11 protein-coding genes and 1 tRNA gene are annotated in these 12,473 nt (G+C 68.1%); 9 read left to right on the top strand and 3 right to left on the bottom strand.

Translation table 11 applies throughout. The annotated features are described in order from the left end of the window. Nucleotides 1-61: 61 nt before the first annotated feature. The 5 genes from IRT45_RS03565 to IRT45_RS03545 all read left to right on the top strand — a co-directional run bounded on the left by IRT45_RS03565 (nt 62) and on the right by IRT45_RS03545 (nt 5,612). Nucleotides 62-757, top strand: coding sequence for an MBL fold metallo-hydrolase (locus IRT45_RS03565; RefSeq protein WP_194804451.1), 696 nt, complete (start codon nt 62-64; stop codon nt 755-757). Nucleotides 758-835: 78 nt separating this feature from the next. Further along, nucleotides 836-1,528: a YdcF family protein gene (locus IRT45_RS03560; protein WP_194804450.1), complete on the top strand. Its 693-nt coding sequence runs from the start codon at nt 836-838 to the stop codon at nt 1,526-1,528. A 24-nt stretch (nt 1,529-1,552) separates the two neighbouring features. After that, the gene (locus tag IRT45_RS03555; protein WP_228533519.1) at nt 1,553-2,815 is read left to right on the top strand and encodes a deoxyguanosinetriphosphate triphosphohydrolase; all 1,263 of its coding nucleotides are present in this window, start codon (nt 1,553-1,555) and stop codon (nt 2,813-2,815) included. A 47-nt stretch (nt 2,816-2,862) separates the two neighbouring features. Beyond that, nucleotides 2,863-4,773 (top strand): DNA primase, encoded by a 1,911-nt coding sequence (dnaG, locus tag IRT45_RS03550; protein ID WP_194804449.1) that lies wholly within the window; start codon nt 2,863-2,865, stop codon nt 4,771-4,773. Between the two features lie 14 nt (nt 4,774-4,787). Continuing rightward, a complete protein-coding gene (locus IRT45_RS03545; RefSeq protein ID WP_194804448.1) occupies nt 4,788-5,612 on the top strand; it encodes an alpha/beta fold hydrolase in 825 nt (274 codons plus the stop codon). On the opposite strand, the gene IRT45_RS03540 is transcribed toward IRT45_RS03545, so the two are convergent. From IRT45_RS03540 to IRT45_RS03530, 3 genes are all read right to left on the bottom strand, one after another. After that, entirely contained in the window at nt 5,597-5,842 is a 246-nt protein-coding gene (locus IRT45_RS03540) for a hypothetical protein (protein WP_036499775.1), read from the bottom strand. The two genes, IRT45_RS03545 and IRT45_RS03540, sit on opposite strands and share 16 nt — an antisense overlap. Nucleotides 5,843-6,069: 227 nt before the next feature. Continuing rightward, nucleotides 6,070-6,142 (bottom strand) — tRNA-Asn (locus tag IRT45_RS03535). Nucleotides 6,143-6,438: 296 nt separating this feature from the next. Further along, the gene (locus IRT45_RS03530) at nt 6,439-7,107 is read right to left on the bottom strand and encodes a hypothetical protein (RefSeq protein ID WP_194804447.1); all 669 of its coding nucleotides are present in this window, start codon (nt 7,105-7,107) and stop codon (nt 6,439-6,441) included. Between the two features lie 159 nt (nt 7,108-7,266). Here IRT45_RS03530 and IRT45_RS03525 point away from each other — a divergent pair, with 159 nt between their 5' ends. The 4 genes from IRT45_RS03525 to IRT45_RS03510 all read left to right on the top strand — a co-directional run bounded on the left by IRT45_RS03525 (nt 7,267) and on the right by IRT45_RS03510 (nt 12,472). After that, entirely contained in the window at nt 7,267-7,512 is a 246-nt protein-coding gene (locus IRT45_RS03525) for a hypothetical protein (protein WP_036508828.1), read from the top strand. A 228-nt stretch (nt 7,513-7,740) separates the two neighbouring features. Continuing rightward, complete coding sequence (locus IRT45_RS03520) at nt 7,741-9,810, top strand: catalase (RefSeq protein WP_194804446.1); 2,070 nt, start codon at nt 7,741-7,743, stop codon at nt 9,808-9,810. Between the two features lie 2 nt (nt 9,811-9,812). Continuing rightward, entirely contained in the window at nt 9,813-10,796 is a 984-nt protein-coding gene (locus tag IRT45_RS03515) for an NAD-dependent epimerase/dehydratase family protein (RefSeq protein WP_194804445.1), read from the top strand. 41 nt (nt 10,797-10,837) lie between these two features. Further along, nucleotides 10,838-12,472: a carbamoyltransferase C-terminal domain-containing protein gene (locus IRT45_RS03510; protein ID WP_194804444.1), complete on the top strand. Its 1,635-nt coding sequence runs from the start codon at nt 10,838-10,840 to the stop codon at nt 12,470-12,472. Nucleotide 12,473 lies beyond the last annotated feature (1 nt).

Here is a 12,473-nt window from a genome sequence, read left to right as displayed (position 1 = left end):
ACGAATGTATCCGCCGACACGGCGCGAGGGGCGTTGATCCGGCCGACCCGTGTCGGAACCGATGATTACGATCGGCAGGGTGATCACGCTGGATATCCCCTATACGGGCCACGTCACGCCGGGCACGAATCCGCAGCAGCGCGACGTGCCGGGCGCCCGGATCGTCAAGATGTCGGTCGGCGGTATGGACAACAACGTCTATCTGGTGCAGGACGCCGCCACCGGCGACGCGGTGCTGATCGACGCCGCCAACGAATCCGAACGCATCCAGGCCCTGCTGGACCAGGAGGTGCCGGGGCGGCTGCGGCTGATCGTCACCACCCATCAGCATTTCGACCATTGGCAGGCCCTGAGTGCCGTGGTCGCAGACACCGGCGTACCGACCGCCGCGCACGCCCTGGACGCCGAACCGCTTCCGGTGCGGCCGGATCGGCTGCTCGCCGACGGTGACACCGTCTCGATCGGCGACCTGCGGTTCGACGTCATCCACCTGCGCGGACACACCCCGGGCTCCGTCGCGCTGGCGCTCACCGACGGTTCCGGCCGCACCCATCTGTTCACCGGCGACTGCCTGTTTCCGGGTGGTGTCGGCCGCACCACCTCCCCGGAGGATTTCGATTCCCTCTACAGCGACGTCACCGGCAAGGTGTTCGACCGCTTCGGCGACGATACGGTCGTCTACCCGGGCCACGGCGACGACACCACGCTGGGTGCCGAGCGGCCGCAGCTCGCGCAGTGGCGGCAACGCGGTTGGTGAGCGGTTCCGGTGCCCGGCGACCGTGACGATCCGGCGCTCCGCAATCGTGGCGTGACCGAGCACTGGCACACTCGGGGAATGCCCTCGGCCCTGACCCATCCCGCACCGACCCGCCCGCCCGTCGCGCCGCGCCGTCCGCGCGGATCGGCGGTCGTGCGGTGGGTGCGCCGGGTGATCGTCGGCACCGTCCTCATCGGGGTCGTCCTCGTCGGTGGTACCGCCTTCCGGGTCTGGCAGGTGGCGCGGATCGACGACTACAGCCGTGCCGACGCGATCGTGGTGCTGGGCGCCGCGCAATACGACGGCACGCCGTCCTCGGTGTTCGAGGCCCGGCTCGGCCAGGCCTACCACCTGTACACCAAAGGTGTTGCGCCGCTGGTGATCACGGTCGGCGGCAAACAGGTGGGCGACAACTACACCGAGGCCGCCTCCGGTAAGAACTATCTGAAGAATCGAGGCGTCCCCGCCGACCGCGTGCTGGCCGTGGAGACCGGATCCGACACGCTGCAGAGTATCGAGGCGGTCGCCTCCGCGATGCGGGCCCGCGATCTGTCGTCGGCGGTGCTGGTCAGCGATCCGTGGCATTCGCTGCGCACCCGCACCATGGCCCGCGACGCCGGTCTGGACGCGTGGACCGCGCCCACCCGCACCGGCCCGGCGGTCTACACCCGGGAGTCCCAATTCCACGGCATCGCCCGCGAAACCGGCGCCCTGCTGTGGTATCAGCTCACCCACTTCTCCGCGGATTTCAAATACACCGCGGAGCAGTGAGAAACGTACCAGGCGGTATCCCTCATGAGTTTCGACGCGATGCCCGAATGCCCGTATGTCGACAGCGATCACGAGCGCATGGTGTCGGAGACCTCGCCCACGGCGGGGTTGCGATGGTCGCCGTCGCCCGCCCGCCGCAGTGACTTCGCGCGGGACCGGGCCCGGGTGCTGCATTCGGCGGCACTGCGGCGACTTGCCGACAAAACCCAGGTGATGGGGCCGCGCGACGGTGACACGCCGCGCACCCGGCTCACCCATTCGCTGGAGGTCGCCCAGATCGGGCGCAGCATCGCCGAGGGGCTGGGTTGCGATGCGGACCTGGTCGATCTGGCCGGGCTGGCCCACGACATCGGCCATCCGCCCTACGGTCACAACGGCGAACGCGCCCTCGACGAATTCGCCGACGCCTACGGCGGGTTCGAGGGCAACGCCCAGAACCTGCGGATTCTGACCCGGTTGGAGCCGAAGGTCTTCGATACGGCGGGGGAGAGTTACGGCCTCAACCTGACCCGCGCCGCTCTCGACGCCACCGTCAAATACCCTTGGGGCAGAACGGGTTCCGGTGCGAAGTTCGGCGCCTACGACGCCGACCTGGACCGGCTGGACTGGGTCCGCAAGGGGGCGCCCGAACGTCGGCAGTCGCTGGAATCGCAGGTCATGGACTGGTCCGACGACGTGGCGTACTCGGTGCACGACGTGGAGGACGGGGTGATCGCGGGCCGGATCGATCTGCGAGCGCTCGCCGATCCGGATGAACAGGCCGCCCTCGCCGAACTGGGCCAGCGCCGGCACGGCGACCTGTCCGCCGACGATCTGATCGCGGCCGGTCAACGGCTGTCGCAATTGCAGGTGATCGCCGAGGCCGCCGGCTACGACGGCACCCTGCGCGCTTCGGTCGCCCTCAAACGGCTGACCAGCGATCTGGTCGGCCGGTTCGCGACCGCGGCCGTGGAGGCGACCCGCGCGGCGTGGAGCGGGCAGTCGCTGTGCCGCTACGCCGCCGACCTCGAGGTACCGGCCGTGGTGGCCGCCGAGGTCGCGCTGTTGAAAACGGTCGCGTTGCGATACGTGATGTCCGACCCCCGGCATCACGAACGCCAGGCCGAACAGCGCGAGCGCATCCGATACGTGGCAGACCGCCTGCTGGCCGACGCCCCCCAGGGCCTCGACCCGATCCTGCTCCCGTGGTGGGAGGCGGCCACCGACGACACCGCCCGGGTACGCGTGATCGTCGACCAGATCGCCTCCTACACCGAGAGCAGATTGGAGCGGATCGCGGCCCGATGACCCCGGTCGTCGGCGTGGGCCGACCGGCACGCGGCTAGACTCGGGCCGTGGCAGGTCGACTTCCGGATCGCGATATCGCGGCAATACGTGAACGCGTACGCATCGAGGATGTCGTCGGTGAATATGTGTCGCTCAAGCGTGCCGGTCCCGATTCGCTGAAGGGGCTGTGCCCGTTCCACGACGAGAAGTCGCCGTCGTTCCATGTGCGGCCGAACCACAGCCACTTCCACTGCTTCGGCTGCGGGGAGAGCGGCGATGTGTTCGCCTTCCTGCAGAAGATCGACCACGTCGGATTCGTCGAGGCGGTCGAGCAGCTGGCCGACCGGATCGGCTACACCATCAACTACGAGGGCGGCGGGACCTCGGTGCAGCGCGACCGCGGCACCCGCTCCCGGCTGGTCGCCGCCAACGCGGCCGCGCACGAGTTCTATCAGGCGCAACTGCGGGAACCGGGTGCGGAGGTGGCGCGCGCCTACCTCACCGACCGCAATTTCGATGCCAACGCGGCGCGGCAGTTCGGCTGCGGCTACGCCCCGGCAGGGTGGGACACGCTGACGAAATACCTGCTGCGCAAGGGTTTCGACATCAAGGAGCTGGAGGCGGCGGGGCTGTCCAAGCCCGGCCGGCACGGTCCCATCGACCGGTTCCACCGGCGGCTGCTGTGGCCGATCCGGAATCTGAGCGGCGACGTCATCGGTTTCGGCGCGCGGCGCCTGTTCGACGACGACCAGATGACCGCCAAGTACATCAATACGCCGGAAACGGTGCTGTACAAGAAGTCCCAGGTGCTGTTCGGTCTCGACCACGCCAAGCGGGAGATCGCCAAGAGCCATCAGGCGGTGGTGGTCGAGGGCTACACCGATGTGATGGCCATGCACCTGGCGGGTGTGACGACCGCGGTCGCCTCGTGTGGCACCGCCTTCGGTGACGAACACCTGTCGATGTTGCGCCGGTTGCTGATGGACGACAATTTCTGGCGCGGCGAGATCATCTACACCTTCGACGGTGATGCCGCCGGTCAGGCCGCGGCGCTGAAGGCCTTCTCCGGTGACCAGAAACTGGCCGGGCAGACGTATATCGCGGTCGCGCCCGACGGGCAGGATCCGTGTGAATTGCGTCAGCGTTCCGGCGACGGAGCGGTCCGCGATCTGGTGGCCCGGCGAGTACCCTTGTACGAGTTCGTGATTCGCGGTCTGCTCGCCGACCACAACCTCGACACCCCCGAGGGGCAGGTGGAGGCGCTGCGCCGTGCGGTTCCCGTGGTGGCGCAGATCAAGGACAACGCGCTGCGCAAGGCGTATGCCACGAAGCTCGCCGGATGGGTCGGCTGGGACGACATCCAGCTGGTGGTGCGCCGGGTCGGCGATCACGCCCGCCGCGGCAAGCCGGTGAAGGGTGTGCCCGGCCGGGAAGCGGCCACCGAGACAGCGGTCGCGGAGTCGGCCGCCGCCCGGCCGAATCCGGGTGACCCGGTCCTGCTGCCGCAGCGGCAGGTGCTCGCCGCCGCCCTGCAGTATCCGGCGACCGCGGGCCCGATCTTCGACAGCCTCGAGCCCGAAGCGTTCACCCACCCCGCCTACACCGCCGTGCGCGCCGCCCTGGCCGCCGCCGGTGGCACCGCGGCGGGACTCGGTGGCGCGGAATGGGTTTCGCGCGTCGCCGACCACACCGACGATCTGATGCTGCGCGCACTGGTCTCCGAACTGGCCGCCGAGCCGCTCCCGGTGAAGTCGATGGACGACATCCCCCGATTCATCTCCGGCGTGCTGGCGCGAGTGCAGGAGGCATGGGTCGGGCGTCAGGTCGCCGCGCTCAAGTCGAAATTGCAGCGGGTCTCGTCGACCGAACAGCCGGACGACTACATGGCCCTGTTCGGCGATCTGGTCGCCCTCGAGCAGTACCGCAAGAGCCTGCTCACCCAGGCCATGGGCAACTCGGATGATTTCAACGTGGCCTGATCGTTCCACACGGAATGAGATCGACGTCTTTCCATCGTTCCGGAACGCAACTGACCGCTGAGATCGTCGACGGTGACGGCCCGCCGCTGGTGATCGTTCCGGGGGTCATGTCCGACGCCGCAACCTGGCGGCCCGTGGTGGAGCGGCTCGGACTGCCCAATCCGGTGGTGACGATCAATCGCCGTGGGCGGGTGCCGAGCGGTCCGCTGGGGCCGGACTACTCCGTACGAACCGAAATCGACGACCTGCACCACATCCTCGACACTCTCGGCGGTGCGGTGGAGCTGTTCGGGTGGAGCTACGGCGGGCTGATCGCCCTGGAGGCGGCGTGTGAGCGGTCGGATCTGCGCTCGCTGATCGCCTACGAACCGGTATCGGCGCCCTTCGCCCCCGCCGCGATCCTCCCGGTGCGCGCCGCCGTCGACCGCGGCGATCTGGATGCCGCCGTCCGGTTGGTCAACACCGGCGTCTCGGGCTTCTCCGCGGAATATGTTGCCGCGCTGCGGGAATCGCCGGCATGGGCGGTGCTGCGGCCGCTGGCCGCGCCACTGCCGACGGAACTCGCGGCCATCGACACCTACCCGGTGGACCTCCCGCGGTATCGCGCCCTGACCGTTCCCGTCACCCTCCTGCTGGGCGAACTCAACGCGAACGCCGAACCCTACGGCACCGCCTTCGACCGCATCGCCGAGGCACTGCCGCAGGCCCGCATCGACCTGCTGCCGGGGCAGGGACATCTGGCTCACGCCCAGGCGCCGCACCTGCTCGCCCGGCACATCGCCGCCGCGGTGGGCGCGCGGCCGCGAGCCACCGGGCTCGCGGCTCAGCGCCGGAGCTGATCCTGGGGGACGAGGACAGTGGTGCGCTCGTCGATCGGCTCCATGGGTTCGAGCCGCGGCTGGGTATTGAGTCGATCCGACAGCTTCTGGCGGCTGGCCTGAACCAGCTTGCGGGTGACCGGGCTGGCGGCGACAGCACGGGTGGTCTTGCTGATCTGCTCGTAGCGAGCCCGCCCCGCCTTGGCCCCCAGCACATAACCGGCTGCGACGCCGATGATCAACCGCAGCATTCTTTCGGGCTCCTCCCAGTAGCTGTCCGCGCCGTACATCCTGCCCGACACCGGGCCGGACTGTCGATCCGGCACCACCTTGCCAGACCCCACCGACAATTTCCGTCGAGCGCCCCCGCCGTGAACATCCCGAAGCACACGGTGGCCGGCGTTCGTGCGGACCGGCCCATGGAACGAATCCAGCCCCTGGTCCGTGATACATTCTCACAGGCCAGGGGCTGTTTCTGCTCCCCCATCTGGACTCGAACCAGAAACCTGCCGATTAACAGTCGGCTGCTCTGCCAATTGAGCTATAGGGGATTGCTCCGGCCGGCCCGTGCGGGCTGGCCGAGCACAAACTTTAGCTTATGTCCGGTCCGCTCCCCAAATCGGCCCGGGAGCTGGGGAAATGCGGAACGCCGTGGGGGTCGGCCGCGGCCGACAACCGGCTGTGCGGGTGGCGAATTCGCGGGATACCTGGAGGCGGTCGGGGTCGTCCTCACATCGGGGCGCACGCTGACCGTGTGCAGGCTAGAGGTATTCGGTGTCCGTGACGATCGGCGAGCCCTCATCGCGACCGGCCGGCAGACGGTGATCTGCCTGAGCGGCATCTCGGATCAGCCGAGTCGGAAGCCGTAGCCGGCGATGCCGGGCCGGGAGTTGATCTCGGCCAGCACGCCCTCGATGCCGGAGAACCAGAACGGGCCGGCCGGTGTCGTGGGATTGATCTGCGAATCGATGCCCACCAGGCCGGTGCCCTGGTATGCGGGGGCGCCACTGTCGCCGTTCAGTCCCGGAACGGAGGTGTGGATCACATTGTCGACGACCGAATCGACCCGGCCGCTGGTGGACCGGGTGGTGCTGCCATATTTGTCGATGCGGCTGCCGGGGGCGGGGGCCGCGCCGAAGTGGTCGATCACCGCGCCGTTCGGGGCCACCGTCGAGATGCCGAGGCCGGGCCGGAGCGCGATGACGGCCCAGTCGCTGGTCGAATCCGATTGCAGCAGAGCCCATTTGGTGGTCCAGCTGGCGTAGTGCCCGATTCTGCCGATGCCGGGTGCGACCACGCTCTGGCCGGGGCTGAACATGCAGTGACCGGCGGTCAGGGCTACCGCGTTGCCTGCCGCGTCGTGCCCGGCCGCGGTGATCGTGCAGAGACCGAGGGAGGTGCCGGGCCCCACCATCCGGGCGGTGGGAGCGGCGGGAGCCACCGCCGGCGTTGCCAGGAGGGCCGCGCCGGCCAACAGTGCGGTCGCGATGATCGATCTCTTCGTCTGCTCGGGCATGGCGCCTCGGCCTCCCTGCCGCCTGCGATGTTGCTGCCTTGTCTATCGGCCGGTGTCCGCCGTCGGTAGGGACTTCGGTCACCTGCCGAGGAATAGTCGCGATCGACTCGGGTAGTGCGCGTGATGGGGAGGGAAATGCGTCCGACGAGGAGGATCACGATGGGTAAGGAACAGGAAACCGGGCAGTTCACGGGCACCTTGGACAAAGACTACAACCTGGTCTGGTTCACCGAACAGTGTATGAGCAACGCGCTGCGGATGGAGGTCTACAGCCGCGATGCCGAACGAGCCGGCGACGCCGAACTCGCCGACTTCTTCCGGCGGGCGCAGGCCGACAGCCGCAAGGGCGCGGATATGGGGAAGGAACTCCTGGCGCAGCGGCTCGCCGGAGCGGGCGCGCACTGAGCGCCGACCGCGTCGTGCCGGTAGCGGGACGGGGGCGGCCGGCCGACGAAGATCATCGGGGACAGTCAGGGCCGCAACGGGTTTCGATTGATTTCGCGAGTCGAACCGTTCGATGCCGGAGTTCGGCTCGCGGCCCTTTCTGTAGCCGTACGAACGTTTGCCGCCGTGGCGGCCGGGTATCGGCTCGGTGACCGAACGGTTCGGCGTACAGCGGCAGGAGGTCGGGAGATGACGGACAATGTGGCAGGTCGGCCGGGCAACGGCGGCGAAACCCACCAGGAGGCATCCGGAGACGACGTGCGGCTGACCACCCAGCAGGGTGTGGTGGTCGGAGACGATCAGAACACATTGCGGGCGGGGGAACGCGGGCCCGCGCTGCTGGAGGACTTCCACTTTCGCGAGAAGATCTTCCACTTCGACCACGAGCGGATTCCGGAGCGCGTGGTCCATGCCCGCGGTTTCGGCGTGCACGGCTATTTCGAGAACTACGATTCGCTGTCCGATCTGACCCGGGCCGATCCCTTTCAGGAGGCCGGTCGCCGGACCGAGGCATTCGTCCGGTTCTCCACGGTCGCCGGGAACAAGGGATCGTTCGATCTCGCCCGCGACGTCCGCGGATTCGCGGTGAAACTGTATACGCGAGAGGGTAACTGGGATCTGGTCGGAAACAATATCCCGGTCTTCTTCATCCAGGATCCCATCAAGTTCCCGGATATGGTCCATGCCGCCAAGCAGGAGCCCGACCGCGGTTTTCCGCAGGCCCAGACCGCGCACGACAATTTCTGGGACTTCGTCTCGCTCACTCCCGAATCGACCCACATGCTGCTGTGGATCATGTCCGACCGGGCCATCCCGCGCTCGTTCCGGTTCATGGAGGGATTCGGTGTCCACACCTTCCGGCTGGTGAATGCCGAGGGCCGTTCGACGTTCGTGAAATTCCATTGGAAGCCGAAGCAGGGACTGCAGTCGGTGGTGTGGAACGAGGCCCTGAAGATCAACGGCGCCGATCCCGATTTCCATCGTCGCGATCTCTGGGATGCCATTCAGTCCGGCGACTATCCGGAATGGGAACTGGGCATGCAGCTGTTCGACGACGACTTCGCCGACCGCTTCGCCTTCGACGTCCTGGATCCGACGAAGATCATTCCGGAAGAGGAAGTGCCGGTGCGCCCGGTCGGCAAGCTGGTGTTGAACCGGGTCGTCGACAATTTCTTCGCCGAAACCGAGCAGGTGGCGTTCTGCACGCAGAACATCGTCCCGGGCATCGATTTCACGAACGACCCACTGCTGCAGGGCCGGAACTTCTCGTATCTCGACACCCAGCTCAAGCGGCTCGGCAGTCCCAACTTCACGCACCTGCCGGTGAACGCGCCGAAGTGCCCGTTCGCGACGTTCCAGCAGGACGGCCATATGGCCCTGGTCAATCCGAAGGGCCGGGCCAATTACGAGCCCAATTCCTGGCCAGACGAGATCAAGGGCCCGCGCGAGGATCCCGAACGCGGATTCACGACCTATCCCGAGACGATTTCGGGTCCCGAACGCCGGCTGCGGGCGGAGAGTTTCGCCGACCATTACAGCCAGGCCCGTCAGTTCTTCGTGAGCCAGACGAGTATCGAGCAGCAGCACATCGTCGACGCGTTCGTGTTCGAGCTGAGCAAATGCGATCGAGTCGAGATCCGCGCTCGGGTCGTCGCCGCGCTGCGCAACGTCCACGAGGATCTGGCCACGGCGGTCGCCGACGGCCTCGGCCTCGCGGAGCTGCCCGAGCCGGCCCGCTGTGCGCGCGAGCCGATCACCGATCTGCCGCCCTCGCCGGCTCTGAGTATCGTGCGCAACGGTCCCGACAGCGTCGCGGGACGCAAGATCGGTGTGCTGGTCACCGACGGCGTCGACGCGAAGGCATTCGCCGAGGTGCGCGACGCGGTACAGGCGGAGCAGGCGATTCTCGAGGTCGTCGCGCCGAAAGTCGGTGGTGTCACGACCGGCGACGGCGGACGCATCGAAGCGGACCAGAAGATCGACGGCGGACCGTCGGTGCTCTACGACGCGGTGGTGATCCTCGCGACCGAAGCGGGGGCCGCGGAACTGGCCACCGTGCCGCCCGCGCGCGACTTCGTCAGCGACGCCTACGCGCACGGCAAATTCATCGCCCACCGCAACGCGGGCCGGCTGTTCGCGGCCGCGGGGCTGACCGGCGAACTCGATGCCGGGGTCATGGATCTCGCGGCGGGCGCATCGGTAGCCGACTTCCTCGGCCGGTGCCGGGAAGTCCGGTACTGGGCCCGGTTCGAGAGCTGACGATGACGAGCGCGCCACGTTTTCGCCGCGCAGCCGTGACCGGGTGTGCCGGATTCATCGGCGCGCACCTGTGCACGGCCCTGCTCGAACGAGGCACGGCGGTCGTGGGCGTGGACAACTTCTCCACCGGAGATCCGGACAACATCGCGAAATTGGAGAAGTATCCGGGTTTCCGATTCCTCGCCCACGACGTCACGCAGGGATTGCCCGATATCGGGCCTGTCGGCCTGGTCGCACATCTCGCCTCGCCCGCGTCGCCGATCCACTACGCCAGGCTCGGAGTGCAGACGCTGCGAGCCGGCGCGGACGGCACCGCGGTGGCGCTCGACCTGGCGGATCGCCGCGGAGCGCGGCTGCTGCTGGCCTCGACCAGCGAGGTCTACGGTGACCCGGCCGAACATCCGCAGCGCGAAACCTATTGGGGCAACGTCAATCCCGTCGGCCCGCGAAGTGTGTACGACGAGGCGAAGCGGTACGCCGAGGCTTTGGTGACCGCCTATCACCGCGACCGCGGGACCGATGTGGCGATCGCCCGCATCTTCAACACCTACGGGCCGGGCATGCGGGCCGACGACGGCCGGATGGTGCCGGCCTTCATCGAGCAGGTGCTGGCCGGGGAACCGCTCACCATCGCCGGCGACGGTGAGCAGACGCGCTCGATCTGCTACGTCGACGACACCGTGCGCGGGCTGCTCGCGCTGGCGGAGTCCGGGCATCGCGGTCCGGTGAACATCGGGAATCCGCAGGAGATGACGGTCAACGAGATCGCGGCGCTGATTCAGCGGCTCGGTGGCGGTCACTCGCCGATCCGGTCGATCGACATGCCCGTCGACGATCCGCGACGGCGGTGTCCCGATATCGGTTCGGCCCGAGCGTTGCTCGGCTGGGAACCCACCGTCTCGCCGGAGGAGGGTTTGCGCCGGACACTGGCGTGGTTCGCGCAGCGGCGGGCGCGGACGCGGTTTATGCCCTCACACGCCGGGTAGTTCGCCGGCACAAGCCTTGCGACACCTGTGGGAGGTGTTCGATGCGCGTTCTCGGAATCAATGCGATATTTCACGATTCGGCGGCGGCACTGGTCGTGGACGGCACCATAGTCGCGGCCGCCGAAGAGGAACGGTTCAGCAGACGTAAGCACGGCAAGCGGCCGGTGCCCTTCTCCGCCTGGGAACAGCCCGCACAGGCCGCGGCCTGGTGTCTCGCCCAGGCGGGTCTCACGGCGGCGGATCTCGACGCCGTGGGCTACTCCTACGATCCGGCACAGGTGGACGACAGTCTCGACGGCCTCGACCCGAGCTGGGAACCGTTGCGCACCCGATACGCCGAGCGAGCGCCCTACCTGCTGGCGACCGAGCTTCCTGGCCTCGACCCCGACAAGGTGCGTTTCGTACGGCATCACGTCGCGCACGCGGCGTCGTGCGGACTCGCCGCGCCGTTCGGAGACGCCGCCGTGCTGACGCTGGACGGCCGCGGCGAGTCCACGTCGATGCTCGCGGGCGAATACCGCAATGGCAAGCTCGATGTCCTTGCCACCCAACAGCTTCCGCATTCGCTCGGGTTGATGTACGAAGAACTGACCGCTCACCTCGGATTTTCGCGTTCCAGCGACGAGTACAAGGTGATGGCGTTGGCCTCCTACGGGCAACCGCGATTCGTGGACTGGTTGCGCGACAAGGTTTTCAGCACCGGCGACGGTGGATTTCGCACTCGGCCGATCAACTGGGACGCCTACGCCCCGAAGCGCGCCCCGAAGCGCGCCCCGAACGAGCCGATGCGGCCCGAACACGCCGACCTCGCCGCCTCGGTGCAGCAGGTCCTGCAGGAGGTGATGCTGGACCTGTGCCGGTGGTTGCATGCGGCCACCGGAGCGGACAAACTCACGATGGCGGGGGGCATCGCGCTGAACTGCGTGGCGAATACCGTGCTGTTCGATCAGGGCCCGTTCGACGACATCTGGGTGCAACCGGCGGCGGGTGATTCGGGCACCGCGCTCGGCGCGGCCCTGGCGATCGCTGCCGAAGCCGGACCGCCTCCCGAACCGATGACGACCGCCGCTCTGGGCCGCGGATTCTCCGACGCCGACATCGAACAGACGTTGCGCGAGGCCCACATCCGCTACGAGCGACCGGCCGATCTGGCCGGCACCGTCGCACAGGCGTTGGCCGGCAACGAGATCGTCGCCTGGTTCCAGGGCCGGGCGGAATACGGGCCCCGCGCTCTCGGATATCGTTCCCTGCTGGCGCATCCCGGGTACGCCGCAAATCTGGAGCGGCTCAACGCCGTCAAGGGCCGGGAGCAGTTCCGTCCGGTGGCGCCGATGGTGCTCGCGGAGCGGGCGGCGGAGATCTTCACACGCGGGCCGCTGCCCAGTCCGTACATGCTTTTCGTCCACGATGTGGCCGAACCGTGGCGCAAGCGGCTGCCGGCGGTGACCCATGTGGACGGCACCGCGCGCATCCAGACCGTCGACGGCGCCGACCATCCGCTGCTGGCCGAGATGATCACCCGGTTCGACGCGGCGACCGGGTTGCCGGTGGTCGTGAACACGAGCCTCAATACCGCCGGTCGGCCCATGGTCGATTCGCCGCGGGACGCGCTCGAATGTTTCGGCTCCGCGCCGGTGGACCTGCTCGCGATCGGCCCGTTCGTCGTGCGGCGGTGAT

Source organism: Nocardia sp. BSTN01 (assembly GCF_015354405.1).
Lineage (GTDB): Bacteria > Actinomycetota > Actinomycetes > Mycobacteriales > Mycobacteriaceae > Nocardia.
This window is presented reverse-complemented; position numbering and strand designations above follow the sequence as displayed.

Bases quoted from the DNA above. Each gene is read 5' to 3' on its own strand.
- IRT45_RS03565 (WP_194804451.1), top strand. From the start codon at position 62: ATGATTACGATCGGCAGGGTGATCACGCTGGATATCCCCTATACGGGC.
- IRT45_RS03560 (WP_194804450.1), top strand. From the start codon at position 836: ATGCCCTCGGCCCTGACCCATCCCGCACCGACCCGCCCGCCCGTCGCG.
- IRT45_RS03555 (WP_228533519.1), top strand. From the start codon at position 1,553: ATGAGTTTCGACGCGATGCCCGAATGCCCGTATGTCGACAGCGATCAC.
- IRT45_RS03545 (WP_194804448.1), top strand. From the start codon at position 4,788: ATGAGATCGACGTCTTTCCATCGTTCCGGAACGCAACTGACCGCTGAG.
- IRT45_RS03540 (WP_036499775.1), bottom strand. From the start codon at position 5,842: ATGCTGCGGTTGATCATCGGCGTCGCAGCCGGTTATGTGCTGGGGGCC.
- IRT45_RS03530 (WP_194804447.1), bottom strand. From the start codon at position 7,107: ATGCCCGAGCAGACGAAGAGATCGATCATCGCGACCGCACTGTTGGCC.
- IRT45_RS03525 (WP_036508828.1), top strand. From the start codon at position 7,267: ATGGGTAAGGAACAGGAAACCGGGCAGTTCACGGGCACCTTGGACAAA.
- IRT45_RS03520 (WP_194804446.1), top strand. From the start codon at position 7,741: ATGACGGACAATGTGGCAGGTCGGCCGGGCAACGGCGGCGAAACCCAC.
- IRT45_RS03515 (WP_194804445.1), top strand. From the start codon at position 9,813: ATGACGAGCGCGCCACGTTTTCGCCGCGCAGCCGTGACCGGGTGTGCC.
- IRT45_RS03510 (WP_194804444.1), top strand. From the start codon at position 10,838: ATGCGCGTTCTCGGAATCAATGCGATATTTCACGATTCGGCGGCGGCA.